Below are 25,532 nucleotides of genomic sequence, written 5' to 3'. Positions count from 1 at the left end.
CGGTGATAGCCGACACGGCAATTCCGTTGAATGGGACTTGGCGGTTCAGGAATCGGAGAGACGGCGGGCGATGCCCCGGGCGGCAGTCTGCAGCGCGGGGACGAGTGCCTGCAGGCGCATCTCGCGCAATGGAACCACCACGCCGAACGACGCCACAGCGCGTTGCTTCCTGTTGAGGACCGGGACGGCGATCCCCCAGGTGTCCGGATCCACCACGCCCTTCAGCTGGGCGAAGCCCTGGTGGGCCGTTTCGGCCAGCAGGGTGCGGACCTCGTCCCTGGTGATTTTCCGGTCGGGGTCGGCAAAGTGGTCCAGGTACTCACCCTGGAGCGCCTTGTCCTGGTGCGCCATCAAGGCCAGCCCGGCCGACGAGATGTGGATGGGCATCCGCCCGGCCACCTGGGCGCGGTTGGCCACCGAGCCCCGCCGGGACAGCCGCTCCACAAAGAGCGCCTCCCAGCCATCAAGCACCGCCAGATTAACGTTCTGGTTCAGGACGTGCTGGATGTCCTCCATAAACGGCATCGCGGCCTGCCGCAGCGCCAGTGCAGGGGACGTGCGGTTGACGAGCTCCCACAGGCGGAGCCCCGGCCGCACGGTACCCCCGGGACCGGTGTCCAGCAGTCCATGCCCGGCGAGCTGGCGGACCAGCCGGTGGGTGGTGGTCAGCGGCAATCCGGAGCGGGCTGCAAGCTCGGAAAGCTGCAGGGCGCCGACGTCCTGGGGAAATGCAGCGATCAGCCGGACAATCCTGTCCACCACGGAATCGCCCGAAGCGGAGTTGGCCATTACCCACCCCGTTTCCGTTCAATGGGACGTGTCCAGCTTACCCTTGCCGCGCCTGTGAAGAGTGGGAAACTTTGCCGGACCCCGCCGTCGTGCGTTCCCGCAGCCGGCGCCACGCCCCTGGTGCCAGCACCACCGCAATGCCGACGGCGGCCCCGATGACCGTTTCGATAATCCGGTCCCGGAGCAGGATTCCAGGCGGGGACGGCACCACCAGAAGAGTGGAAATCAGGGCAAGGGGCGTCACGAAGAGCTGGGCGAGCAGGTACTGGCGGATGATGAACATTTCGGCACCGAACTGGCACAGGGCCATGACCAATACGGTCTGCCAGGGCTCGAGGCCCAGCAGCACAATGCCGGCCAGGATCGCCAGCCCAAGAAGGGTTCCGATGATCCTCTGGATGCCGCGGCGGACCCGGTGCCTGGTGGTGTGCCCCACGAGCGGGACAACCGCGGCAACCATGGCCCAGTAATTGTGCCCGAAGCCCAGCAGCTCTCCGGCCCAGGTGGCCAGGGACCCGGCCAGTCCGGCGGCGACCAGGTAGCCCAGGGCCTCCAGCCAGGCGGCGCGTTTCTCATTGGGCGTGCGGCGGACGCGCCGTGGCCGGACCCAGGGGCTGCGGTGGCTGGGGAGGATCCTGGCGGAGAAGCCGATCAGCAGGCAGAACGCGCTGGTGAGGACGGCAACCAGCATGGCCTGCCACAGCGGCGGCTGGTTGGGGATCGATGCGATGGCCGCGAATGCGAAGATGTGGAACAGCGAGCCCGCCGGACGGATCCGCCACCAGGAAATGAACAATGAGCAGGCACCCGCCACAAGGGTGGTCGCGGGAACCAGGAGCCAGGCTGTACCCGCGCTGTCGAGGCTAAGGGCCGCAGCGGTCCTGGCCGCCACCGTGGCCAACAGGATGACGGCCAGCATCAGCAGTCCCGCCCGCAACTGGAGGGCGAAGCGGGTGCCGTGCGGTTCGCCGCGGCCGTAAATGCCGGTGAAGGCCCCGAAGGACGCGAAGATGGCGAGGTCCAGCCGGCCCAGCAGCACCAGCGTGAGGAGCGGAACGAAGACGCCCACGGCGCACCGCAGCGCGGGGTGGTGGTCCTTGTTGCCGGGACCAATACTGAACATCTCGGCGAGCAGCTTCAAGGGGCAGCGCCTTCCTGCGGAAAGGGGGTGGACTTCTGGCGGGCGGCCGCGCTGACGTTCCTGCTAAATCCTACGGCGCCACCCTCCACAACCGGCCACGCCGTTCCCATGAATGGAACGGCAGGGCAACACCGCTGAAACAGCGCCATCCGATGCTTGAGGCATGAAGCCTCCCGTACGGAACACGCCCGCGGCCGAATTGAGCTGCGAAGTTTGCGGCATGATGCCCGAACCTCCCAAAGCGCGGCTGACCCTGGCCAATGTGGCCGTGATGCTGCCCATCGAACTCCTGGTACACGCCCTGGTGGTGGAGACCCACCTGCCTTACGTGGCCAAGGTGCTGGTTCTCACCCTCACAGCGACGGTCCTGGTGATCTGGGTGGCCGAACCTTCAGCAGCCCGGATCCTGCGGGGCTGGCTCCACGCGCCCGCGCTGCGCCACCGGCGGAAGCTGGGCGCGGCCCCTGCGCTCTGGCGGGCCCGCACCGTCCTGCGCGACGAGCCGGGTTCCCTGCAGCGGCTCACCGGTTCACTTGCCAGGACAGGAACCAACATCCTGAGCATCCATGTACACCCGGTGGCGGGCGGAGTCCTGGACGAATTCGTCCTCTCGGCTCCAGGGAACCTCGGCGAACGCCAACTCCTGGACGCCCTGCAGGACGGCGGCGGCACCCGCCCGCACGTCTGGCCCACTACCGCCCTGGCCATGGCCGACGGCCAGACCAAAGCCCTAAGCCTTGCTGCCCGGATCGCGGACGCGCCGGATGAGCTTCCACTGGCTGTGGCGGAGCTGCTGCAGGCAAGGATCCTCACCCCCGCCGAAGCCGTGCTGGAGAAGCACCACGCCGGGACCCGCCTGAAGATTCCCACCGCATGGCACGGGCCCATCACCTTCGTCCGGCCCGGCGAGCCGTTCACGCCGGCGGAATCGGCGCGGGCCCACCGGCTCGCAGAACTCGCCGAGATCCTGGCGCATCAGCGGGCAGGCTAGGCCACGCAGCAACCAACCCCAACCAGGCAGCGGTACCTGGTTGGGGTTTTTTGCAGTCACAATCAGTTTCCAGCCGCCTGGAAGGCCGAACTTTCCGAAAACCCTTGACAGTGTCACGGGTCACTTCTACCTTTGATTTTGGGATCCCAAATTGGGATCCCAAAAGGAAGACGCGAATGCGAGGCGCTCCGGATCGCCGCCGCACACACGCTCTGATTTCCCGGGCCTTTCCCGCTCACCATGAGGTCCGCGTATTCCACCAGTAACTTCCCCATCCGTAAACTTCCCCGTGAAGGAGAAGCTGTGTCCATCCCAAACACCGAAACGACCGCGGCATCCGCCGAAGGCACCCCCGCCGCCAACCCCTCCAGCGAATCCCGCAAGGACGGCGTGCAACGACGCACAGCCGTACGTTGGAAGCTCTTCCTCCTGCTGCTGGTCCTGGTTGCCGTCAACTACATCGACCGAGGCTCCATTTCCGTGGCCCTCCCCATCATCCAGAAAGAGTTCAACCTGGCCCCTGAACTGGTGGGCCTCCTGCTGTCTGCCTTCTTCTGGACCTACGCACTGATGCAAATTCCGGTTGGCTTGCTGATCGACAAGTTCGGTCCCCGCAAGGTGATGACCGCCTCCTGCATAGGCTGGGGTGCTGCCACCGCCGCATCCGGCATGAGCGGCGGCTTCCTCAGCATGTTCATCGCCCGCATGGGCATCGGCGTCACCGAGGCAGGCGTCATGCCCGCCGGCGGAAAGCTTAACGCCATCTGGATGCACAAGTCCGAGCGCGGCCGCGGCGCCACCATCCTGGACGCCGGCGCACCGCTCGGGGCTGGACTGGGCGGCATCCTCATCACCGGCCTGATCGCCTCAACGGGAAGCTGGCGCTGGTCGTTTGTCATCGCGGGTGCCGCGACCGTACTGATGGGCCTGGCCGTCTGGTGGTACGTCCGGGACAATCCCCGCGAACACCGGGGCGTCAACGACGCCGAGGCCTCCTACATCGAAGCTTCCCACGCGGCTGAGGATGCCGAAGCCAGGGTCGAAGGCAGCCAGGGCAAGCGTGCCCTGCTCCCGTACCTCAAGTTCCGCTCGTTCTGGGCCATGTGCCTGGGCTGGCTCGGATTCAACGGCGTTTTCTACGGCCTGCTGACCTGGGGCCCGCTCTACCTGGCACAGGCCAAGGGTTTCGACCTGAAAACCATCGGCTGGTCAACGTTCGTGATTTTTGGTGCCGGCTTCGTCGGCGAAATCATCGGCGGCGCCCTTGCCGACAAATGGCGGGCCTCCGGCGCCTCGGCCAACCGGGTTATGCGCACCCTGCTGGGCATCTCCAGTGCGGTGGTGGTGGGCGGCCTCATCGGCGTCACGGTGGTCCCGGACTCCACCACGGCAGTGATTCTGCTGTCACTGGTCATGTTCTTCCTGCGCTGGGTAGGACTGTTCTGGAGCATCCCCTCCATCCTGGGCGGACGCACCAACGCGGGAGTCCTGGGCGGGGCCATGAATTTCAGCGGCAACATCTCAGGGTTCGTCACTCCCATCGTCGTTGGCCTCATCGTCGGTGCCACAGGCTCATACACCTGGGCGCTGCTCTACTTCGTGGCATCCGCAGTGGTCATGGGCGCCTCCGTCCTGACCTTGAACTACAACAAGAGGCTTCCTGTCTAAGCTAGCCCTCGCAGGCAACACGCAGTCACCGCCCCCGCCGCCGGGAGCAGTGCCCTACAAAAATCCGAATGGAGCACCATGCTGACCGCAGAAGAGACCCAGGACAAGGACCGCCCCCTCCGCGAGACTGTCCGGGATACCCTCCGCACCCGGATTTTCGAAGGGCACTATGCTCCCGGCACGCGGCTGGTGGAACGGGACCTGGCAGCAGAATTCTCAGTATCCCGGCTGCCGGTCCGCGAAGCACTGCGGATGCTCCGCCAGGAAGGACTGATCAGCGACCGCGGTGCACGCGGGGCGGAGGTGAGCACCCTCAGCCCCAAGGACGTGGAAGACCTCTTCGACGTCCGCCAATCCCTGGAGGTCCTGGCTTGCAGGCTGGCCGCCAAAAGGGCCACAAAGGACGACCTCGCCTACCTCAAGGGGCTGCTGGACGACGCGGAGGGCTTCCTGGCCAAGGGCGCGGTGATGGAGGCGCACCGCTCCAACAGCGAATTCCATGACGCCATCACCGGTATCGCCGACAACAACTTCCTCAAGTCAGCGCTGGAACCCCTGCAGGGCCGCATGCACTGGCTGTTCCGGCATGTCAGCGACCTGCCCGAGCTCATCCGCGAACACCGCGAGCTCTACGCGGCCATTGCCAGCGGCGACCCCGACAGGGCCGCTGCGCAGTCCGCATCCCACATCGGAAAGTACCGGGAACAATTCCCCGAGGACTTCCAAAAGACCGAACCAGAATTGCATCGGAAGAGAAAATGAAACTCCTGGTCATCAACCCCAATATCAGCGACGAAGTCACGGCCCTCATCGAATCCGAGGCGCTCCGATCCGCCGCCCCCGGCACCACGCTGGAGGTCCGGACCGCAGGCCACGGCGTCGAGTACATCGAGACGCGGTTCGAGTCCCTCATCGCCGCCGGCGCAGTCGCGGAAATCATCGCCGGACACACCCGGCCGGAAGCGCAGTCTGTGGACGCGGTGGTGGTGGCAGCCTTTGGCGATCCCGGCTTGCCCGCCCTGAAGGAACTGGCGGACGTTCCCGTCATCGGCATCACCGAGGCTGCGCTGTGCGCCGCGGCGCTGCAGGGCCGCCGCTTCTCCATCATCGCCATCTCGGACCGGATCAAGCCCTGGTACCTCGAGTGCGTCGAGGGCTTCGGCCTGGCCGGCCGGCTTGCCTCCATCCGGTCCATCAATGAGTCGCTTAACGGCATCGCTTCGGTCCAGCACGACTTCAAGGAAACCCTGCTGGCACTGAGCCTGCAGGCTGTGGCGGAGGATGGTGCCGACGTCGTCATCCTTGCCGGTGCCCCGCTCGCCGGGCTGGCCCGCGAACTCAGGGGACAGATCCCCGTCCCGGTAGTTGATGGGATCTCCGCCGGTATCCGCATGGCGGAAGCGGTGGCCGGGCTGCAGTCCGGACCCCACCGCGCCGGCGCCTTCGCGCCGCCCCCTGCCAAGGGATTAAAAGGCCTGTCCGCCAACCTGGACGCAGCACTGTCCGCGTTGCAGGTAACCGCCAGCATGCCCGAACCTGCAGCCTAAGCAAGCTTTCCGAAATCCAAGGAGGACACCGATGTCCAACCAGACCGAACTCGTCATTGCCAACGCCACCGTGGTCAACAGCTTCGGCCGGCAGGAGGCCCACGTCCTGGTGCACGAAGGACGGATCACCGCCCTCGTTGACGCCGCTGAACCGGTCCCCACAGCGCAGCGCACCATCAACGCCTCGGGCAAACTCGTGATCCCGGGCGGGGTGGACGGGCACTGCCACGTTGCCCAGGTCACCGGGCGCTTCCGCACCCTCGACGACTACCGGACCACCTCCACGGCGGCGCTGTGGGGCGGCACCACCACCATCATTGACTTCGGCATCCCACGGGACGCCCAGGAAACACCGCTCGCCGCCGTCCTGCACAAAAAGGAACTTGCCACCGAATCCCGGTGCGACGTGGCCCTGCACGGTGCCGTGGTCACCTGGGATGAAACCGTCCCCTGGCAGCTGGAGCAGCTGGCTGCCGAGGGCGTGCGTTCGGTGAAGATGTACACCACCAACCGCGGCACCACCATGGCCGGCGGGGACACCATCCTGAAGGTCATGCGGGAAATGGTCCGGCTGGACGGGCTGACCTACATCCACGCCGAGCACGACCCCATCATCTCCGACTGCACCGAGCAGCACGCCCAGGACGGCCGGATCGGGATTGAACACCTGCACCGGACACGGCCTGAGCTGGCCGAAGAGATTTCGGTGCAGGAGACCCTGGCCATGGCCGAACACACCGGCGCGCCCGTCTACTTCGTCCATCAGTCAACGCCCCGCGCTGTTGACCTGGTCTCGGAGGCACGGTCACGCGGGCTGGAGGCCTTTTCCGAAACGTGCCCCCACTACGTCACGCTGGACGACTCCGTGTATGCCTCCACCTTTCCTGAATGGTTCGCGTGCTGCCCGCCCATGCGCAGCGCGGAAACCGTGGCCGCCCTCAGGGAGCGCCTGGCTTCGGGGAGCATCCACACCATGTCCTCCGACCACTCCTGCTACGACTTGTCGCAGAAGCGCGAGCGCACTGATGACGTCCGCGCGATGCCCCACGGCCTGCCCGGCGTTGAGACCAGAATGCCGGTCACCTTCACCGCCATGACGTCCGCGGGTGCCAGCGTGGAGGAGTTCGTCGAGGCCTTCTCGGCTGGCCCGGCACGGATTAATGCCGTCCCGGGCAAGGGCCGCATCGCAGAGGGATTCGACGCCGACCTGGTGATCTTCGACCCCTCGGAGGAGCGGGCCGTGGACGGGGCCGCCCTGCATATGGGGACCGACTTCTCACCCTTCGACGGGAAGGCACTCACGGGCTGGCCCGCCGTCGTAGTCTCCGCTGGCCGGGTGGTGCTGGACGCCGCCGGATTTCACGATCCAGGGGCCACGGGGCGCTTCATTGCCCGCGAAGGCTTCCGCCAGCACCAATCCATCTTGCCCGCCGGCGCCGTAACCGCCGCCGCCCTCTAGGAGCCCCTATGCCCTCTCCCCACAGGCCACACCGGATCGGCATGATCGTGCCGTCCTCCAACACCTGCCTTGAACCCCTGACCTATCGGATGCTGGAGGGCCGGACTGACGTCACGATCCATTTCACCCGCATTCCCGTCACCAGGATCGCCCTGGACGGCTCCTCGGACCGGCAGTTCGATGCCGCCGTCATGCGCGAAGCCGGCAGGCTGCTCGCAACGGCGGACGTTGACGTTATCGCGTGGAACGGCACCTCCGGTTCGTGGCTGGGGGCCGCCCACGACCGTGAACTCGTGCACGAAATCACCGACGCTACCGGCATCCCGGCCACCACTTCCACCCTGGCGTACCTTGAGGCCTTCAAGTCCTTTGGTACCGAACGCATAGCCCTGTTCACGCCGTACACGGAGGACGTCAACCTCCAGGTGATTGCAGCCTACGAGCGTGAAGGCATCAAGACTGTTGACCACAGGGCGCTGGGCCTCAGTGACAACGAGTCGTTCGCACGGGTGACCGTGGACGAGATGCGACCAGGTTCACGCGAGCTCGCAGCGGCGGCACCCGACGCCCTGGTGTACCTGTGCACCAACCTCTACGGCGCCAACATCACCGCCGAGATCGAGGACGGCACGGCCGTGCCCGTACTGGACTCAGTGGCCGTGACGCTCTGGCATGCCCTCAGGCTTGCCGGGGCGCCACTGTTGGACCCGCGATGGGGCAAGCTGCTCGCCTAGGCACTCTTACATCCGCAGGGTCAGGGCGCCCGGGTCCATGGTCATCAGGACATGCTTGCCCTGGCCCTCGTGATCGCCGTCGAGCTGGTAATCATCCTTGTGCTCCAGGGTGATCTCCACGGTCTTGCCCTGGAAGTACTCCACTGCCGTGTCCTTGCCGCGGCCCTTGCCGATCATCCCGACGATCACGGAGAGCCAGCCCAGCTTTCCGTGGTGGGGTGCCAGCACGGCCACGTCCAGTAAACCGTCATCCATTTTGGCCTCAGGGAAAATCTCCAGCCCGCCCTGTACCTTGCCGCAGTTGCCCACCATGACGCTTCGTACACCGCGGTGAACGGCGACCTTGCCGTCGATCACGATGGTGGCCTTCACTGGCTTGCCCGGCAGGTTCCGGATCCCGGCGTCCACGTAGGCCAGCCAACCTACCTTGTGCTTAAGCTTCTCGTCCGTATCGGCCATGATGGTGGCGTCGTACCCCACTCCGGCCATCACCAGGAAGAGCTGCTCCTGGTCCGGGTCACTGCGGCGCGCGCGGACGACGTCGATTTTCCGCTCGGTGCCGGTGAGCGCACCGGCCATGGCGCCGTCGTAGTCCGTGACGTCCATGCCGAGGTTGCGGGCCAGGAGGTTTCCGGTGCCGAGCGGAAGCAGGCCCATGGGGGTTTCGCCGCCGGAGAGAACCTCGGCCACGCACCGGACGGTTCCGTCACCGCCCGCCGCGATGACGATGTCAGCCCCCTGGGCAAGGGCGTCCTTTGCCTGGCCGACGCCCGGATCCTCTTTGGTGGTTTCGAACCAGAGCGGCTCGCCCCAGCCGTTTTCGACGCAGTGCTTGGCAACGAGTCCGCGCACGTCGATGTCCACCGGCTTGGCAGGATTGATGATGATGGCTGCGCGTTGGGGGGCAGTGGAGCTGTTGGCAGTCATGGTGTCCTCTGGTGGAAATGGGAAGTGTACTTCTAAAAAGAAGAGTAGCCTGCGCGTCGAGCCGATCGAAGCAGCCCGGCAGGCTAGAGCGTCTTGACCGCTCCAAGCACCTGGGCCAGGGAGTCCTTGGCGTCGCCGAACAGCAGGGACGTCTGGGGTTCGTAGAGCAGTTCGTTCTCGATTCCGGCGAAGCCTGGCCGCATGGACCGTTTCAGGAACACCACCTGCCGTGCGTCCGCCACCTCCAGGATGGGCATGCCGTAGATGGGCGACCCGGAGGACGTCTTGGCCGCCGGGTTCACCACATCGTTGGCACCCACCACCAGCGCCACGTCCGCCGTCTTGAACTCCGGATTGATCTCGCCCATCTCCTTGAGCGATTCGTACGGCACGTTGGCCTCGGCCAGGAGCACATTCATGTGCCCGGGCATACGGCCGGCCACTGGATGGATGGCGAAATCGACGTCGATCCCGCGGGCCTCGAGGGCCAGCGCCAGTTCCGCCGCAGTGTGCTGGCCCTGTGCCACAGCCAGGCCGTAGCCGGGAACAATGATCACGCGCTGCGCATAGCCCAGGAGCACCGCCACGTCCTCGGCGGTGGAGGATCTGACGGGACGCTCGCTCACGGCGGTGGATCCCGCCGTCGAACCTCCCCGGAAGGCGCCGAACAGGATGCCCGCAACGCTGCGGCCCATGGCGGCGGCCATGGCCCGGGTGAGGATGGTGCCTGATGCGCCCACCAGGGTGCCCGCCACCACCAGCAGCACATTGCCGAGCACCAGGCCCGAGGCCGCCACCGCCAGGCCGGTGAAGGCATTCAGCAGAGAAATGACGATCGGGACGTCGGCGCCGCCCACGGGAAGCACCAGGAGGATCCCGGCGGCAAGGCCCAGCACCAGCAGCAGCACCGCCAGCGCGGACGAACCCGTGAGGATAACGGCGACGCCGGCCGCCACCGCCGCGAGCAGCACTGCCGACATAACGGCTGGCAGGCCCGGGAACACCACCGGCCGTGTGGTCATCAATTCCTGCAGCTTGGCAAAAGTGACGCCGGAGCCGGCAAAGGAAACGGCACCCACCAGGAGCGTGAAGACGATGGCCAGGCGTACCCCCGACTCTTCCGCGTGGCTCAATTCCAGGAGCGCCACAAGTGCCGCAGCGCCGCCGCCCACCCCGTTGAACAGCGCCACCAGCTGCGGCATCTGGGTCATTTTGACCCGGCGTGCCACGGGAGCCGCCACCACCGATCCAAGGGCTATCGCCGCCAGGATCCAGGGGACGTTCTCCAGCCGGGAGGACAGGAACACGGCGACGACGGCGATCAGGGCTCCCAGCGCGCCGATGAGGTTCCCGCGCCGGGCAGTGCGCGGCGAGTTGAGGCCGCGCAGCGCCAGGATGAAGCAGACGGCAGCGGCCAGGTAGAGCAGCGAGGTCCAGACGGGGTCGAGGAGGCTCATTTGGCGGGCCCCTTCTTCGCAATCTCTTTCCGGGCGTGGAACATATGCAGCATCCGGTCGGTTACCACAAAGCCGCCCACGAGGTTGGCGGTGGCGAGGACGACGGCGAGGAGGGCCACCGCGAGCACCCACGGGTCCGCTGCCTGGCCGGCGACGATGATGGCACCCACCAGGATGATCCCGTGGATGGCGTTCGCGCCGGACATCAGCGGCGTGTGCAGGGTGCTGGATACCTTGGAAACCACTTCGAAGCCAACAAACACGGCCAGGACCGTGATGGTCAGCAGGCTTATTCCGTCCATCAGAGCGCCCCTTCCCGCCGGCTGCCGGCTCTCGCGGCGAGCAGTTCGGCGGTGGGCTGGTGCCGCACCGCGCCGTCGTGCGTGAGGCAGGCTCCGGCGAGCACATCGTCACCGAAGTCCGGCGCCACGGTGCCGTCCTTGATGACCAGGGCCAGCAGGTTGGCCACGTTTTTGGCGTAGAGGCGGGACGCGTCCGAGGCCATCGCGGAGGGTGCGTCCTTCAGGCCCACCAAGGTGACGTAGCCGGAGCCGTCGGCTGTGGGCACCGGGATGTCCTGGCCGGGCACCACGCCCTCCACGTTCCCGCCGGACTCCGCGGCGAGGTCGACGACGACCGAGCCCGGCCGCATGCCCTGCACCATCCCGGTGGTGACCAGGAGCGGTGCGCGCCTGCCGGGGACGGCCGCCGTCGTGATGAGCACGTCCGCCTGTGCCACGTGGGGGGCGAGCAGCTGCCGTTGCCGGGTGCCGGCGTCGGAACTGAGCTGGCGGGCGTAGCCCCCGGCCGCCTCCGCGGTTTCAACGTCCAGGCGGATGAAGGTGCCGCCCATGGAGGCCACTTCGTCGGCGGAAGCGGGGCGGATGTCGTTCGCGAAGACCCGGGCCCCCAGGCGTTTCGCGGTGCCGATGGCCTGCAGCCCGGCCACGCCGGCGCCGAGCACCAGGACCCGTGCGGGCGGAACAGTCCCGGCCGCAGTCATGTACAGGGGGAAGAACCGGGGCAGCCGGATGGCCGCCTCGAGCACGCAGCGGTAGCCCGCGACGAGAGCCTGCGAACTGAGCGCGTCCATGGACTGGGCGCGGGAGATGCGGGGCACCAGCTCAAGGGCGAACGCGGTGATGCCGGCATCGGCGAGTGCCTCAACAGTGGGGAGTTCGGACGACGGCGACGCGAGCCCCGCTGTGACCGCTCCCCGCTTCAGGGACTTCACCGTCTGCGGGTCAAGGGGCCGGACATGGGCCAAAACGTCCAGCTGTGCCAGGTCCAGCTCCGGGACAATCTTCGCTCCGGCCTGGACGTAGGCCGCGTCCGGATGCCCGGCGGCTGCTCCCGCATCCGCCTCGATGAGCAGGTCCACGCCGAGCACCACCAGTTGCTTGACCGTATCGGGGGTGGCGGCCACCCGCCGTTCACCCTCCCGGCGTTCCCGCGGTATGCCCAGTTTCACCCGCCGACTCCCCTCGCTGAACGGATGCGGCAGCGCCGCCCTGCCGGGCCGGACCTGGTTCCGTTGGATCAGGGGGTTCGCAAAGCGGCGCTGTTGCACGTAGTTGGCTTGAGTCTATGGCCCGGAATGCTGTGGCGGGAGTAGGGCGGTGCGCTTGGGTGGCAAAGAGTTACCTTTGCCGTACCGGTCTGCGCAATGAAACCCCGGCTCGCTGCGCAGGGGCAGTCCCTGCGCAGCGAGAGCCGTGCTCATGGCGCGGTCCGGCACGGCCGGGGTGAATCCCGCTGCGCTGAAGCCGGGCTTATCCCCTGGCGCCCAGGTCCGCGGAGATGAGTTTCGCCGTCGCCACGATTTCCCGGGCAACCGACGCCAGGTACGCGTCCGGGTCCGGTTGCGCTGCGACAGTCTGGGCCTGAAGCGAGACGTTTACCGCCGCGACTACCTTTAGGCCGTCATAGACCGGCGCCGCTACGGACATCAGGCCCAGCTCCAGCTCCTGGTCCAGCAGGCACCAGCCCTGGGCCCGGACGGTATCCAGCACCGGGAGCAGTTCTTTGACGGTTCCGATGGCCCGCGGCGTGAGCGGCTTGATCTCCGCGGCTGCCAGGTATGCCTTCAGGTCAGCGGGCGGCAGGCCGGCGAGGAGCACCCGGCCCATGGACGTAGCGTACGCCGGGAAGCGCGTGCCCACAGTGATGCCCACGTTCATGATCCGGCGGGTGGTGACGCGTGCGATATAGGCGATGTCAGTCCCGTCCAGCACGGCCGCGGACGTGGATTCGCCGAGTTTGAGGGACAGCTCCTCCAGGTGCGGCTGCGCCAGCTGCGGCAGCGACAACCCGGAGAGGTACGCGTAACCGAGCTGGAGCACTTTGGCGGTGAGGGCAAATGTCTTGCCGTCGGTCCGCACATAGCCCAGCTCCACCAGCGTGTGCAGGAACCTCCGCGCCGTGGCCCGGGTCAATCCGGTCCGGGCCGCCACTTCGGTGAGGGTCATGACCGGATGGTCCGTATCAAAAGCGCGGATCACGGCGAGCCCGCGGGCCAGCGATTGGACGTACTGGTCGCTGGCCTGCGGGGCAGGCGGGGTGTCCGTGCGGACGGCGTCGGTCATGGTAACCAATCCTAGGGGCCCCTTCAGGCGGCCGCGGCGGCCTTCAGCGGGACGGGGACGAGTTCCTGGAGTTCTTCGAGGGTGCAGCCGAAGGTTTCGCGGACGGTGACGCCGTCGGGTCCGGTGAGGAACACGGCTTTGTCGGTGTAGACGCGGGTGACGCAGCCGACGCCGGTGAGCGGGTAGGTGCAGGTGTCAACGATCTTGGAGGCGCCCTCGCGGGTGAGCAGGGTCATCATCACGAACACGTCCTTTGCGCCGGTGGCGAGGTCCATGGCACCGCCGACGGCGGGAATCGCACCCGGTGCGCCGGTGTGCCAGTTCGCCAGGTCACCGGTGGCGGAGACCTGGAACGCGCCCAGGACGCAGATGTCCAGATGCCCGCCGCGCATGATCGCGAAGGAGTCCGCATGGTGGAAGTAGGAGGCTCCGGGGAGTTCAGTGACGGGGATCTTGCCGGCGTTGATGAGGTCGCCGTCGATCTGGTCACCCTCGGCGGCGGGGCCCATGCCGAGCATCCCGTTCTCCGTGTGGAGCGTGATGTCCTGTTCCTCGGTGAGGTAGTTGGACACCAGGGTGGGCTGGCCAATGCCGAGGTTCACAAACGATCCCGGGGCGATGTCCCTGGCCACGAGCCGCGCGAGGTCGTCCCGGCCCAGGGGTGTGGCGGAGGTCTGGATGGAGGTTGCCGTGGTCATCTCAGGCCACCTTCTCGCTAGTGCCGGCGGCGCGGCGGTCTGATGCCGGGACGCGGACAATGCTGTTGACGTAGATCCCGGGCGTGACAATGTTTTCCGGGTCCAGCCCGCCGGTGGGGACAATCTCCGAGACCTGCACGACGGTCTGCTTCGCGGCCGCGGCCATGATCGGCCCGAAGTTCCGGGCCGTCTTGCGGTAGACGAGGTTGCCCTTGCCGTCGGCTTTGAGTGCCTTGATCAGGGCGACGTCGGCGTGGATGGGTGTTTCGAACACCTGGCCGCGGCCGTCGATGATCCGGGTTTCCTTGCCCTCGGCGAGCATGGTCCCGTACCCGGTGGGCGTGAAGAAACCCCCGATCCCGGCCCCCGCGGCACGGATCCGCTCGGCCAGGTTGCCCTGCGGCACGAGTTCGAGTTCGATCTCACCGGCCTTGTACCTGGCATCAAAGTGCCAGGAATCGGACTGCCGCGGGAAGGAGCAGATCATCTTTTTCACCCGGCCTTCCTTGATCAGCAGCGCCAGGCCCTGGTCGCCCTGCCCGGCGTTGTTGTTCACCACCGTCAGGCCGGTGGCGCCGCACTCCAGCAGCGCGTCGATCAGCTCGAACGGCTGCCCGGCGTTGCCGAACCCGCCGATCATCACCGTGGAACCGTCCTTGATCCCGGCCACGGCCTCCTGGACCGAATCTACAAAATTCAGCATTACCTAAGCCTTTCCGTGGGAAGCGGTGACGTTTTCGAGCACGACGGCGAGGCCCTGCCCCACGCCGATGCAGATCGCCGCGACACCCCAGCGCTGGCCGGAAGCCTGCAGGGACCGGGCGAGGGTGCCCAGGATCCGGGTCCCGGAAGCACCCAGCGGGTGGCCCATCGCGATCGCCCCGCCATGCCGGTTCACAATTCCCGGGTCGATGCCCCAGGCGTTGATGCACGCCAGGGACTGCGCGGCGAACGCTTCATTAAGTTCGACGGCGCCCACCTGGTCCCAGCCGATGCCTGCCTTCGCGAGGGCCTTGTTCGCCGCCTCCACCGGGGCGAAGCCGAAGTACTGCGGGTCGTTGCCGTGCGCACCGCGCCCGGCGATGCGGGCCAGGGGCTCCAGCCCCAGCAGCCCGGCGGCACTCTCACTGCCGATCCAGGCCGCGGAGGCGCCGTCGGACAACGGGGAGGCGTTACCCGCCGTGACGGTGCCGCCCACCTCGGCGCCTTCGGGCTCGTTGCGGAACACGGTCTTCAGGGCGGCGAGCTTTTCGGCGGTGGAGCCGGGGCGGATGCCTTCGTCCCGGACCAGGTCCGTGCCCGGGACCGGTGCCACAAGGTTGTCGTAGAACCCCTCGTCCCACGCGGCGGCGGAGAGGTTGTGGGAATCAGCGGCAAACTGGTCCTGCTGCTCCCGGCTGACGGCGTATTTCTCGCGGAGCCGCTCGGTGGCCTCGCCCAGGGAGATGGTCCATTCCTTGGGCATGGCCTTGTTCACCAGGCGCCAGCCCAGGGTGGTGGAGGCCAGGGTCATGTCACCGGCGGGGTAGGGCTTCTCCGTCTTGGGCAGCACCCAGGGGGCGCGGGACATCGACTCCGCACCGCCCACCAGCATCAGGTCGGCGTCACCGGCGTTGATTTGGCGTGAGGCGATAATCGCAGCGTCCAGCGACGACCCGCACAGGCGGTTGACCGTGGTTCCCGGGATGGACACCGGCAGGCCCGCCAGCAGGGTGCCCATCCGGGCGATGTTGCGGTTCTCCTCACCGGCGCCGTTGGCGTTGCCGAACACCACCTCATCAATCCGCGCAGGATCCAGCGCGGGAGCGCGCTTCACTGACTCCCTGATCACGTGCGCGGCGAGGTCATCCGGACGGACTCCTGCGAGGCCTGAGCCGAACTTGCCGAACGGGGTGCGCACGGCGTCGTACACAAAAGCCTGGTTCATGGGGTGGTGTCCATTTCTCGAAAGACCTGCTGGGCGGTCTTGAAGGCGGTGTTTGCGGACGGGACGCCGCAGTAGATGGCGGTCTGGAGCAGGATTTCCTTGATCTCGTCCCTGCTCAGGCCATTGGTGAGGGCAGCGCGGATGTGCATGGCCAGCTCTTCCCAGTGCCCGTGCGCCACCATCGCGGTGATGGTGACGGCGGAGCGCATCTGCCGGGTGAGTCCCGGCCGGGTCCAGATGCCACCCCACGCGATCCGCGTGATCATGTCCTGGAAGTCCTCAGTGAAGTCGTCCTTATTGGCATTCGCCCGGTCCACATGCGCGTCACCAAGGACTTCGCGCCGGACCGTCATGCCGCCGTCGTAAATTTCCTGGCTGCTGGCACCGGCCTGGACCACGCCGTGCCGTTCACTTCCGTGCCGTTCTGTGCCACTCATGCGCCTGCCTCCCGAGTTTCGGCCCACGAGATGAGGCCACGCATCAGCTCCGCCACGTGCGCGGGCGCCTCAGCGGGAGCAAGGTGCGCCACTCCCTCAAGCGAGACGGCGGTGGCAGTGCCGCCGCCGGCGGTGATGCCGGCGGCCACTGCCTCGGCGAATGACGGCGGGGCAACCTCGTCCAGCGCGCCCGCGATGAGCTGGGTGGGGACACGGATGCTGCCCAGTTCCTCGCGGACGTCAAAGGCTGCGAGCGCCTCGCAGCAGAAGGCGTAGCTGAAGCGGTCGGCGTCCCGCAGGGCGTGCAGGAGCCTGCTGCTCACCTCGGGCTCGCGGTCCATGAATCCGGGAGCGAACCAGCGCTGCGCCGAACCCTGGATCATCACCGGAGTGCCCTGGTTGCGGACCGTTTCGGCGCGCTCCAGCCATCCCTCAGCGGTGCCGATCTTGGCTCCGCTGTTCTGGACGGAGAGGCTCTTGAGCCTCTCCCCGTGTTTGATGCCCAGCTGCAGGCCGGTGGCACCTCCCAGCGAAACCCCTGCGTAGTGGAAGGCTTCACCGGGGGCGATGGAGTCGATCAGGTCAACCACCGAATCAGCCAAGGCCGCGACGTCGAACGTTTCGGTTGCGGCGGGCGAGACGCCGTGGCCGGGCAGGTCCCAGGCCACCACGTCGTAGTCATTTCCCAGAAGGGACGCAGCCCTGTTCCACAGGATCGAGGAGGTGCCCAGGGACGGGCCGACCACCAGCAGAGGGTGGTCGCCCAGGGGTCGCTGGGGTGACAGCAGCGCTGCCTTCAGGGCTGGTTTAGCCACGGGAAGCTCCATTCGCATCGGTGTCTGACGGTGAGTTCGCGGCAAAAGCCGGGTAGGTGGCAAGGATCCGCCGGGAGATCTCCGCAGCCTCGCCGAGGTAGCTGGCCGGATCAAGCAGTTCCTCCAGCCGCACGTCCGGCAGGACTGATGCCGGGACAGCTTCGCGGAGCAGCTTGCGGTACGTGGCGGCCTGCTCCGCGGGCGGCGCCTGGAGGGTCCGGTCCACCACGGCCTGCAGCTGCTGCTTGCCGTTGCGGCCATCCTTGTCCTCCAGCAGCGGGGCCACCGCGGCGCCCACGCCCTCGGCCAGGAGCAGCGGACCGGCCAGGTCCAGGTTGCGGCGCATGGCCTCCGGGAAGACCTGCAGGCCCTCCGCGAGCTCCCGAAGATGCCCGGCTGCGCCCAGTGCCAGGCCCAGGAGCTGCCGGAGCGCAGGCCATTCGGTGTGCCAGGCACCGTCCGGACGCTCGTCGTTGAAGTTCGCGGCCGCCAGGTGCAGCTGGGCTGCCAGGTTCGGCGCTTGAAGTGCCGCGCTGCGGACCAGCACGGACAGCACCGGATTCTGCTTCTGCGGCATCGCGGAGGAGACGCCCCGGCCGGCGGCCCGCGGCTCGGCCAGTTCGCCCACCTCCGGCCTGCTCAGGAAGAGGACGTCGGCCGCGATCTTGCCGAAGGAATCCAAGACTGCCGCCAAGGCGTGCCCCAACGACGTGATGGCCAGGCGGTTGGTGTGCCACGGCGCCGGAGCGGCAGAAAGGCCCAATTGGGACGCCAGCGCATCAGCCAGGCTGAAGGGCGTGGCGGACGAGCCGGACGTGAGGACACTGCCCGCAGCCAGGGTCCCGGCGGCTCCGCCGAACTGCACCCGGAACTCCACGGTTTCCAGGTTTCGGCCTGCGGCGGCGACGCCCTGGAACCACTGCGCGGCGCGGAGGCCAAACGTGAACGGCAGCGAATGCTGGGTCAGGCTCCTGCCCACGCACAGCGTGTCCGCATGCTGCTCCGCCAAGGTGGCGAGCGCCGTCGTCGCGCCTTTCAGGTCAGCCAGCAGCGCCTCCACGGTGTTGCGGGCCAGCAGCATCAGGGCGGTGTCCAGGACGTCCTGGCTGGTCAGTGAGGTGTGCACGGCTTTCCCGGCGCCGACGTTGCCGGTGTCCAGCACCGCGACCTGCTTGCGGAGGTCGCCGAGCAGCGGGATCACGGGGTTGCCGCCGCCTTGGGCACGGCGGGCGATGTCCACCGGATCGTAGCGGCCCGCCTCAGCAGCGGAAGCGACGACGGCGGCCGCACCGGCGGGTGCCAGGTCAGCCTTCTCCAGCACGGCAGCCCAGCCGGACTCCACGGCGAGGATCGCCGCCAGCACTGCCCGGTCCCCCGCCAGCACCCCGACCAGCGGCGATGCCGAGACAGGGCTGAGCAGGCCGACGTCGCCGTCGGCCCTCACGGCCCCGCGTGCCGGGCTGGCCGCGTCAGTCACTGGAAGTCCAGGAAGACTGTCTCGCCCTCACCCTGAAGGCGGATATCAAAGGTCAGGCCGCCGTCGGGATCGCGCCGGGCGATGAGGGTCTGGCGGCGCTCCGGGTCGAGCGAGCCGAGCAGCGGGTCGCTGGCCAGCGCCTCCTCGTTTTCGGGGAGGTAGATGCGGGTGAAGAGCCGGTTGGTCAGGCCGCGGGCAAAGACGGCCACGGAGATGAACGGCGCGGCCCCAGGCTTCGTGGGGCCCGGGTTGACGGTGGTGAAGGTGTACACGCCGCTGTAGCCAACGGAGCCGCGGCCCCAGCCGCTAAACGTGTAGCCGTCGCGGACCAGCGAGCCGGTTTTCTGGACCACGTTGCCCTCGGCGTCGGGCTGCCAGATTTCCAGGATGGCGTCCGGAACGGTCTCCCCGGCGCCGTCATACACGGTGCCCTGCAGGCGGATGGAGCCGGGCGAGCCCGGTGCGAGGAGTTCGTTGTCCTTCTCGAACGGCAGCGCGTAGCCGTAGAACGGGCCGACGGTCTGGCCGGGGGTGGGTACGAGTTTGGTGCTCATCTTTCCTACTCCTCATCACCTTCTGCGCCGAGCGCCTCGTTTTCGGTCCACGTCCGCTTAGGGCCGGTCAGGACGATGTCCCAGTTGTAGCCCAGCGCCCACTCGGGTTCGGTGAGGGTGTGGTCGTAGTTGGCCACCAGCCGGTCGCGGGCGTCCTGGTCCACGATGGTCTGGTAGATGGGGTCCAGCGGGAAGAGCTGGTCGCCGGGGAAGTACATCTGGGTGATGATGCGCTGGGTGAATTCGGTGCCGAACAGCGAGAAGTGGATGTGCGCGGGGCGCCAGGCGTTCAGGTGGTTCTTCCAGGGGTAGGCGCCGGGCTTGATGGTGGTGAACCGGTAGGAGCCGTCCGGGCCGGTGATACAGCGGCCGATGCCCGTGAAGTTGGGATCGATCGGTGCGGGGTGCTGGTCGCGCTTGTGGATGTAGCGGCCGGAGGCGTTGGCCTGCCAGATCTCCACCAGCTGGCCTGCCACCGGGTGGCCGTCGCCGTCCAGGACTTTGCCGGCCACGATGATGCGCTCACCCTGCGGCTCGCCGTTGTGCTGGATGGTCAGGTCCGATTCCAGGGCGTGCACGTCCTGGTGGCCGAAGGCCGGGGAGTACAGCTCGATGGTCTCCGGGTCCGCGTGGTGCAGGCTCTTGGTGGGGTGCCGCAGGATGCTGCTGCGGTAGGGCGGGTAGTCCAGCCGCGGCTGGGTCTCGGCTGGAGCGCCGTCCTTGAGGGCCCGCACATAGGCGTCGCCGATCGAGTTGATCTCTGCACTGAGATCCGCCTGGGTTTCCACGTTCCTGGAAGACCCGTGCGCGGCGTGCGGCTCGGCGGGAGGCACGAGTTCCTCGGATTCGAGCGCTTGTGCGGTGTGGTCTGAAGGCACAGCCGGCTCCTTTCGGTTTTGGATTCTTAGGTGGTGTACAGGTTCAGGGGCGGGCGAGGTCGTACTGGACTGCGTGGCGCACCGGGGCATTGGGCGCCCCGTAGCCGTCGTAGTTGCCGCGGCGTTCCACCATTTCGAAGAACACGCTGCCCACGGTGGCGGTATAGAAATGGAGGAATTCCCCGCTGGCGTCCCGGTCATACAGGAGGTTGAGTTCCTGGAGGGTGGCCAGGAAGCCCGGTTCAAGGTCGAAGCGGGCGTCCAGGTCCTCGTAGTAGTTGGCCGGAATCTGCAGGAACTCGAGGCCGCGGTCGTGGGCGGACCTGGCGGCGGATACAAGGTCGTCCACGGCGAACGCGATGTGTTCCTGGTAGGTCTTGCGGGCGTGCTGGGCCGGTGCCTGCTGTACCGGGGCGAGGTTCAGAACGAGCCGCACGGCGCCGTCGAACGTCTGCATGACCTGCGAGCGCACCAGGCCGCTGGGGCTCGGCACCTCCGCGAAGGGCTGCGGTTCCAGTGCCAGGGCGCTGGTGTAGAAGAGGACGGCTTCGTCGAAGTGCTGCCACGGCTGGGCAAGGTTCACGTGATCGATGACAGCATTCTGTGACTGCCGCGGGTGTTCCAGCCCCTCGCCGAATTCGTGCGTCCAGGCGGCGGTGCCGTCGGGGCTGCCCTGGCACAGGAAGATCTCGGTGGAGTCCGGGGCGGAGATGCCCTGGAACACTTCCTCGTCAGCCTGGACCTTGCGGGCCACCACGGGCGCTTTCAGCTGCTGGGCCCGGGCAGAGGCAATCACGGGGGAATCGACGTCGAACCCCAAAGCGGCGATGGCCGGCTCGGCGTGGGTGGCCGCCTGTTCGTTGATGATCACGCGCGCCTGGCCCATGGTCCAGAGCTGGACGTCCTTGGTGCGGTGGCGGCCTTCGAAGGCAAAGCCGAGCTGGCCCAGGAGCTTTTCAAGCCGGGCGGTATCGTCCGCCTTGACCTCGGCGAAGTTGAAGCCTGCCGGTTCGCTCACCTTCGGCAGCGTGGCCAGTTCCATGGGATAACGACGGCGGGCGGCGGCGCCTGCGGCACCTTCCGAGGCGTTCCCGGCAAGCCATTTGGCACTCTGTTCCTCAAGCCAGATCAGCGAGCGCATGGCGTCCACGGCGGTGCGCTCGACGTCGGACTGGCGGAACACGTCGTTGAAGACTTCCAGGGAAACCGGGCCGGTGTAGCCGGCGCGGACCACGTGGCCCATGAACTTGGCGAGCTCAAACTGGCCTTCGCCGGGGAAGACGCGGTAGTGCCGGCTCCAGGACAGCACATCCATCGAGAGCTTGGGAGCGTCCGCTACCTGGACGAAGAAGATCTTTTCGGCGTTGATCTTCTCGATCGGCGCCGTGTCCCAGTCGCGGGAAAGGATGTGGAAGGAGTCCAGGCAGGTGCCGAAGTTGGGATGGTCCACCATCTCCACCAGGCGGTAGGCGTGCTCGTAGTCGTTGACGTACTTGCCCCAGGCGAGGGCCTCGTAAGCGACCTTGACACCATGATCCCCGGCCAGCTCCGCGAGTTCGGTGAGCTGCGACGCGCGGAGGTCATCGTCGTCGATGGTGGCCGTGGCCACGTTCGAGCAGACCAGGATGGTGTCCATGCCCAGGCGGGACATGAGCTTGAACTTCGCTTCGGCGCGCCGGAGGTTGGCCTTCAGCAGGTCCGGGGTGACGCCGTCGAAATCCCGGAAGGGCTGGTAGAGGTCCAGTCCCAGGCCGAGGTCGGCGGCCATTTTGCGCACATCCTCGGGGCCCAGGGGTGACGTGACCAAGTCCTGCTCAAAAATCTCGATGCCGTCGAAGCCCGCGATGGCGCAGGCCTGCATCTTTTCCTTCAGCGTGCCGGACAGGCAGACCGTGGCGATTCCGGTGCGCATTAGGCGGCCACCTCTTCGGCGGCCACAAGCTCCAGGAAGTGGTTGCGCATGCGGTCCGGGTCGGGTTCAAGGCCGGTGAAGATGCGGAAGGCGTCAGCTGCCTGGCCTACTGCCATCCGGCCGCCGTCCAGCACCTCGCATCCCTTGGCGCGGGCGCCCCGGACCAGTTCGGTGTCGATGGGGCGGTAGACGATGTCCGCCACCCAGTGGCGCGGTTCCAGCAGCTCAAGGTCCAGCGGTACGCCGGGGTGTGCGGCCATGCCCACCGGGGTGCAGTGGACCAGGCCGTCGGCGAGGGGCATCAGTTGGGGCAGTTCCGCCGTCGTCCGTGCCGTGACGGTGCTGTCCGGGAAGAAGCCGGCCAGCTCCTCTGCGCGCGCGGCGGCACGAGCGGGGTCCATGTCCACCAGGTCCAGCGTCTTCACGCCGGCTGTGAGCAGGGCGTAGGCGACGGCGGAGCCCGCCCCGCCGGCACCCAGCTGCACCACACGGTCCAGCCTCGCGCCCGGAAGGCCGGATGCCAAAGCCGCGGCGAAGCCGGAGAAGTCGGTGTTGTGGCCGATGAAACGCCCATCCTCAATCACCACGGTGTTGACGGCGCCGAGCCGGAGGGCATCCGGGGAGACCTCGTCAAGGTGCTGCAGCACCAGCTGCTTGCAGGGGTGCGTGATGTTCAAGCCGTTGAAGCCCAGGCTGCGGGCGCTGTGAAGCAGCTGGCCGACGGACTCGCCGGGAAGGCCCAGCTCCAGGAGGTCAATGGGGCGGTAAAGGTAGCGCAGGCCCTGCACGTCCCCTTCGCGTTCGTGCATGGGCGGGGTGAGTGACGGCATCACACCATCGCCGACCAGTCCCACCAGGTAGGACTCAGTTCGATTGCTCATCCGTGCAGCTCCTTTGATACGGCACCGGCCGGGCGGCGCAGCCTTGGCATACGCAACGGGACCGGTGATAGGGATTACAGTACAACACTTGTTCACATCTTGCACTCTTGTTCTAGATACGAACAGGAGCCCGAAAGCGGCCTCCCACAGCCGCCGAACTTCAGCCCGTTCCGCTAACGCAGTGGAAGCCTGGCCGAGAGTTCGGCGGCAGCTTCCTGCAGCAGCGGCACATGGGCAACCAGCGCCTCGACGCTAAGGCGGAAGACGGGGACGGCGGTGGCCAGTGAGGCGAAAGCGTGGCCCTGGGAGTTGAAGACGGGCACGGCAACAGCGCGCATGCCGAGTTCGTTCTCCTCATCCATCAAGGCGTAGCCGCGGCTGCGGACCTGCTCGATTTCCGCCCGGAAGGCGTCCCGGTCCGTGATGGAATACTCCGTCAGCGGCTCCAGCTCCAGCTCCTCCACCAGGCGCTGGCGCTCGGCGTCGTCAGCGAAGGCCACCAGCGCCTTGCCCACCGAGGTGGTATGCAGCGCACCCAGGTGCCCGGGGTCGCTGGTCACCCGGAAAGTGCGGGGCCCGTCCACCTTGTTGACGGTGAGGTGGTGGTGGCCGTCGCGGACGCTAAGGATGGTGGCCTCACCGGTCTGCTCGGTGACGCGGCGCAGCACGGGCAGGGCGGCGCCGGCGAAACCGTGATGGTTGGAGACGCGCTGGCCCAGCTGGAAGATCCGCAGCCCCAGGTGGTAGCGGCGACCGTCGGGCTCGTAGTCGACGAAGCCGTCCCGGGTCAGCGAACCCAGGAGGCGGTAGGTGGTGCTGAAGGGCAGCTCCGCCCTGCGCGAGATCTCCGCGGCACTGGCGCCCCGGGGCTCGTCGCCCAGGAGGACGAGCAGGCCCAGGGCCTTGCCCACCATGTCCGTGCGGTCCGCCTTCGCAGCCTTGGAGTCCATCTTGGGGTCAGCAGAAACGCCATTGTCCGCTGTGGCTTGATTCACACTCATGCCGTCCATGTTGCCACATGGTGGGAACTATTTCTAGATGGTGATTATTTTCTTGACAGGTGACTCCACTCACAGTCATCATTGCTGTATTGCACAAGTAGCTCCCACCATGTGGCTACTGTCCGGGTCCTCCCGCCCCTGCAGCCGTGCCGACCAAAGCCAACACCCAGGCCGTGCCGGCTGAAGCTCCCCCGATCCATCCGCGACAAAGTCGTCACATCTAAGGAACTCCATGAGCCAGATACTTCCGTCCGCCGAGCCAGGCATCGCTGCCCCGGCCGGGACGCCGAAGAAGGCAGCCCTCGCCAGCTTCCTGGGCAGCGCCGTCGAATACTACGACTTCTTCATCTTCGGTTCCGCCGCCGCCCTCATCTTCCCCAAGGTCTTCTTCCCGGATGCTGACGCGAACGCGGCCATCATGTCCTTCGCCACCTTCGGGTTCGCCTACGTCGCCCGTCCGATCGGCGCCGTCATTCTGGGCCACTTTGGCGACAGGGTGGGCCGGCGGAAGGTCCTCATGTTCACCCTTCTTCTGATGGGTGCCTCAACCTTCATCATCGGCTGCCTGCCGGACTTCAACACCGTCGGCTGGTGGGCTCCCGCCCTGCTGGTGCTGGCCCGCCTTTGCCAGGGACTCTCCGCCGCCGGAGAGCAGGCCGGCGCCTCCTCCATGACGCTGGAACACGCCCCGGACAACCGCCGCTCCTTCTTCACTTCTTGGACCCTCACCGGCACCCAGGGGGGCCAGATCCTCGCCGCGCTCGTCTTCATCCCCGTCCTGGCCCTCCCGGACGAGATTAAGTACGGCATCGGCTGGCGCATCCCGTTCTGGCTCAGCGCGGTCGTTGTTGTGGTGGCGTTCTTCATCCGCCGCACCCTGCACGAACCGCCGGCCTTCGAGGAAGCCCAGAAGTCGGCCCAGATCTCCAAGCTCCCCGTCGCAGACCTGCTCAAGGGCCACTGGCGCGACGTCCTGCGCGTCATCTGCTGTGCCTTCATCGCCGCAGTCTCCACAGTTTTCGGCACCCTTGCCATCAGCTACGCCAAGACCGTTGCCGGCGTTGACGGCACCACCACACTCTGGCTCGTGGTGGGCGCCAACCTCGTAGCCCTGGGCACCCAGCCGCTGTTCGGCATGCTGGCGGACAAGATCGGCCGCAAGCCCGTCTTCATCTACGGCGCCCTCGCCAGCGCCGCCCTGACGCCCGTGTTCCTGCTCAGCCTGGAATCCGGCAGCGTGCCGCTGATGTTCCTGGCCGCCATCGGCTTCTTCTCCTGCGGCTACGCCGCCTCCAACGCCGTCTGGCCGTCCTTCTACGCCGAGATGTTCAGCACCAAGGTGCGCTTCTCCGGCCTGGCCATCGGCACCCAGCTCGGCTTCCTGATGGCAGGTTTCGCCCCGGCCATCGTTGCAGCCATGGGCGGTATCAAGCCGGGCGGCTGGGTCCAGATCAGCATCTTCACCGCCATCATCTGCGCAGTGGCAGCCATCTCCGCGCTGACCGCCAAGGAATCCTTCAAGGTTCCCACCAAGCAGCTCGGCCTGAAGTAACCTTCCGCCGGACCGGAAGCACATTCCAGCCCGGTTTTCAGACCGGAAAGCCCGCCATTCCCCCAAATGGCGGGCTTTCCTTTTCCAAAACCAGGCTGTTCC

The 25,532-nt window shown here is 67.1% G+C and carries 25 protein-coding genes; 7 read left to right on the top strand and 18 right to left on the bottom strand.

The genetic code is table 11. The annotated features are described in order from the left end of the window. Positions 1–45 precede the first annotated feature (45 nt). The gene (locus tag QF047_RS21720; RefSeq protein ID WP_307281429.1) at positions 46–789 is read right to left on the bottom strand and encodes an IclR family transcriptional regulator; all 744 of its coding nucleotides are present in this window, start codon (positions 787–789) and stop codon (positions 46–48) included. 37 nt (positions 790–826) lie between these two features. Further along, positions 827–1,930 carry an FUSC family protein gene (locus QF047_RS21715; RefSeq protein ID WP_306636750.1) on the bottom strand — a complete coding sequence of 368 codons (1,104 nt, stop codon included), beginning with the start codon at positions 1,928–1,930 and terminating at the stop codon, positions 827–829. A 163-nt stretch (positions 1,931–2,093) separates the two neighbouring features. Here QF047_RS21715 and QF047_RS21710 point away from each other — a divergent pair, with 163 nt between their 5' ends. The 6 genes from QF047_RS21710 (at position 2,094) to QF047_RS21685 (ending at position 8,329) form a co-directional block, all read left to right on the top strand. After that, positions 2,094–2,921, top strand: coding sequence for an amino acid-binding protein (locus QF047_RS21710; protein WP_307281425.1), 828 nt, complete (start codon positions 2,094–2,096; stop codon positions 2,919–2,921). A gap of 303 nt (positions 2,922–3,224) precedes the next feature. Next, the gene (locus tag QF047_RS21705; RefSeq protein WP_307281423.1) at positions 3,225–4,589 is read left to right on the top strand and encodes an MFS transporter; all 1,365 of its coding nucleotides are present in this window, start codon (positions 3,225–3,227) and stop codon (positions 4,587–4,589) included. A 78-nt stretch (positions 4,590–4,667) separates the two neighbouring features. Next, positions 4,668–5,351 carry a GntR family transcriptional regulator gene (locus tag QF047_RS21700; RefSeq protein WP_307281421.1) on the top strand — a complete coding sequence of 228 codons (684 nt, stop codon included), beginning with the start codon at positions 4,668–4,670 and terminating at the stop codon, positions 5,349–5,351. Then, positions 5,348–6,136 (top strand): aspartate/glutamate racemase family protein, encoded by a 789-nt coding sequence (locus QF047_RS21695; RefSeq protein WP_307281419.1) that lies wholly within the window; start codon positions 5,348–5,350, stop codon positions 6,134–6,136. The genes QF047_RS21700 and QF047_RS21695 overlap by 4 nt, the downstream gene beginning before the upstream one ends. A gap of 31 nt (positions 6,137–6,167) precedes the next feature. Continuing rightward, on the top strand, positions 6,168–7,595 hold the full coding sequence (locus QF047_RS21690; protein ID WP_307281416.1) for an amidohydrolase family protein: 1,428 nt from the start codon (positions 6,168–6,170) through the stop codon (positions 7,593–7,595). An 8-nt stretch (positions 7,596–7,603) separates the two neighbouring features. Beyond that, entirely contained in the window at positions 7,604–8,329 is a 726-nt protein-coding gene (locus tag QF047_RS21685) for an aspartate/glutamate racemase family protein (RefSeq protein ID WP_307281415.1), read from the top strand. 6 nt (positions 8,330–8,335) lie between these two features. Here the strand turns inward: QF047_RS21685 and QF047_RS21680 are convergent, their stop codons facing one another. The 16 genes from QF047_RS21680 to QF047_RS21605 all read right to left on the bottom strand — a co-directional run bounded on the left by QF047_RS21680 (position 8,336) and on the right by QF047_RS21605 (position 23,878). Next, positions 8,336–9,256 carry a diacylglycerol kinase family protein gene (locus tag QF047_RS21680; protein WP_306636754.1) on the bottom strand — a complete coding sequence of 307 codons (921 nt, stop codon included), beginning with the start codon at positions 9,254–9,256 and terminating at the stop codon, positions 8,336–8,338. A gap of 83 nt (positions 9,257–9,339) precedes the next feature. After that, a complete protein-coding gene (locus tag QF047_RS21675) occupies positions 9,340–10,713 on the bottom strand; it encodes an NAD(P)(+) transhydrogenase (Re/Si-specific) subunit beta (RefSeq protein ID WP_307281410.1) in 1,374 nt (457 codons plus the stop codon). Then, positions 10,710–11,015, bottom strand: a complete 306-nt coding sequence (locus tag QF047_RS21670) for an NAD(P) transhydrogenase subunit alpha (RefSeq protein WP_307281409.1) — start codon at positions 11,013–11,015, stop codon at positions 10,710–10,712. Before QF047_RS21670 ends, QF047_RS21675 begins: the two co-directional genes overlap by 4 nt. After that, positions 11,015–12,184, bottom strand: a complete 1,170-nt coding sequence (locus tag QF047_RS21665) for a Re/Si-specific NAD(P)(+) transhydrogenase subunit alpha (RefSeq protein WP_307281406.1) — start codon at positions 12,182–12,184, stop codon at positions 11,015–11,017. Before QF047_RS21665 ends, QF047_RS21670 begins: the two co-directional genes overlap by 1 nt. A gap of 301 nt (positions 12,185–12,485) precedes the next feature. Continuing rightward, positions 12,486–13,298 (bottom strand): IclR family transcriptional regulator C-terminal domain-containing protein, encoded by an 813-nt coding sequence (locus QF047_RS21660; protein WP_307281403.1) that lies wholly within the window; start codon positions 13,296–13,298, stop codon positions 12,486–12,488. A gap of 23 nt (positions 13,299–13,321) precedes the next feature. Then, on the bottom strand, positions 13,322–13,996 hold the full coding sequence (locus QF047_RS21655) for a 3-oxoacid CoA-transferase subunit B (protein WP_307281401.1): 675 nt from the start codon (positions 13,994–13,996) through the stop codon (positions 13,322–13,324). Between the two features lies 1 nt (position 13,997). Continuing rightward, positions 13,998–14,699 carry a 3-oxoacid CoA-transferase subunit A gene (locus QF047_RS21650; protein WP_307281397.1) on the bottom strand — a complete coding sequence of 234 codons (702 nt, stop codon included), beginning with the start codon at positions 14,697–14,699 and terminating at the stop codon, positions 13,998–14,000. Between the two features lie 3 nt (positions 14,700–14,702). Beyond that, positions 14,703–15,923 (bottom strand): thiolase family protein, encoded by a 1,221-nt coding sequence (locus QF047_RS21645; protein ID WP_307281395.1) that lies wholly within the window; start codon positions 15,921–15,923, stop codon positions 14,703–14,705. Next, positions 15,920–16,360, bottom strand: a complete 441-nt coding sequence (gene pcaC / locus QF047_RS21640; RefSeq protein ID WP_307281392.1) for a 4-carboxymuconolactone decarboxylase — start codon at positions 16,358–16,360, stop codon at positions 15,920–15,922. The genes QF047_RS21645 and pcaC overlap by 4 nt, the downstream gene beginning before the upstream one ends. Beyond that, a complete protein-coding gene (locus QF047_RS21635; protein WP_307281389.1) occupies positions 16,357–17,175 on the bottom strand; it encodes an alpha/beta fold hydrolase in 819 nt (272 codons plus the stop codon). Before QF047_RS21635 ends, pcaC begins: the two co-directional genes overlap by 4 nt. Then, a complete protein-coding gene (locus tag QF047_RS21630; RefSeq protein WP_307281386.1) occupies positions 17,168–18,652 on the bottom strand; it encodes a lyase family protein in 1,485 nt (494 codons plus the stop codon). The genes QF047_RS21635 and QF047_RS21630 overlap by 8 nt, the downstream gene beginning before the upstream one ends. Continuing rightward, positions 18,649–19,206 (bottom strand): protocatechuate 3,4-dioxygenase subunit alpha, encoded by a 558-nt coding sequence (gene pcaG, locus QF047_RS21625; protein WP_307281383.1) that lies wholly within the window; start codon positions 19,204–19,206, stop codon positions 18,649–18,651. Before pcaG ends, QF047_RS21630 begins: the two co-directional genes overlap by 4 nt. Before the next feature lie 5 nt (positions 19,207–19,211). Beyond that, positions 19,212–20,084, bottom strand: coding sequence for a protocatechuate 3,4-dioxygenase subunit beta (gene pcaH / locus QF047_RS21620; protein WP_307281380.1), 873 nt, complete (start codon positions 20,082–20,084; stop codon positions 19,212–19,214). A 43-nt stretch (positions 20,085–20,127) separates the two neighbouring features. Beyond that, complete coding sequence (locus QF047_RS21615; protein WP_307281373.1) at positions 20,128–21,996, bottom strand: bifunctional sugar phosphate isomerase/epimerase/4-hydroxyphenylpyruvate dioxygenase family protein; 1,869 nt, start codon at positions 21,994–21,996, stop codon at positions 20,128–20,130. Beyond that, positions 21,996–22,877 (bottom strand): shikimate dehydrogenase, encoded by an 882-nt coding sequence (locus QF047_RS21610; protein WP_307281369.1) that lies wholly within the window; start codon positions 22,875–22,877, stop codon positions 21,996–21,998. Before QF047_RS21610 ends, QF047_RS21615 begins: the two co-directional genes overlap by 1 nt. 173 nt (positions 22,878–23,050) lie before the next feature. Further along, on the bottom strand, positions 23,051–23,878 hold the full coding sequence (locus QF047_RS21605; RefSeq protein ID WP_307281366.1) for an IclR family transcriptional regulator: 828 nt from the start codon (positions 23,876–23,878) through the stop codon (positions 23,051–23,053). 232 nt (positions 23,879–24,110) lie between these two features. On the opposite strand from QF047_RS21605, the gene QF047_RS21600 reads away from it, so the two are divergent. After that, positions 24,111–25,430, top strand: a complete 1,320-nt coding sequence (locus tag QF047_RS21600) for an MFS transporter (RefSeq protein WP_306636784.1) — start codon at positions 24,111–24,113, stop codon at positions 25,428–25,430. Positions 25,431–25,532: the final 102 nt, after the last annotated feature.

The sequence above is a fragment of the Arthrobacter sp. W4I7 genome (assembly GCF_030816215.1).
Lineage (GTDB): Bacteria > Actinomycetota > Actinomycetes > Actinomycetales > Micrococcaceae > Arthrobacter > Arthrobacter siccitolerans_A.
The sequence above is the reverse complement of the archived record's forward strand: the minus strand, read 5'-3'. Positions and strand labels throughout refer to the sequence as shown.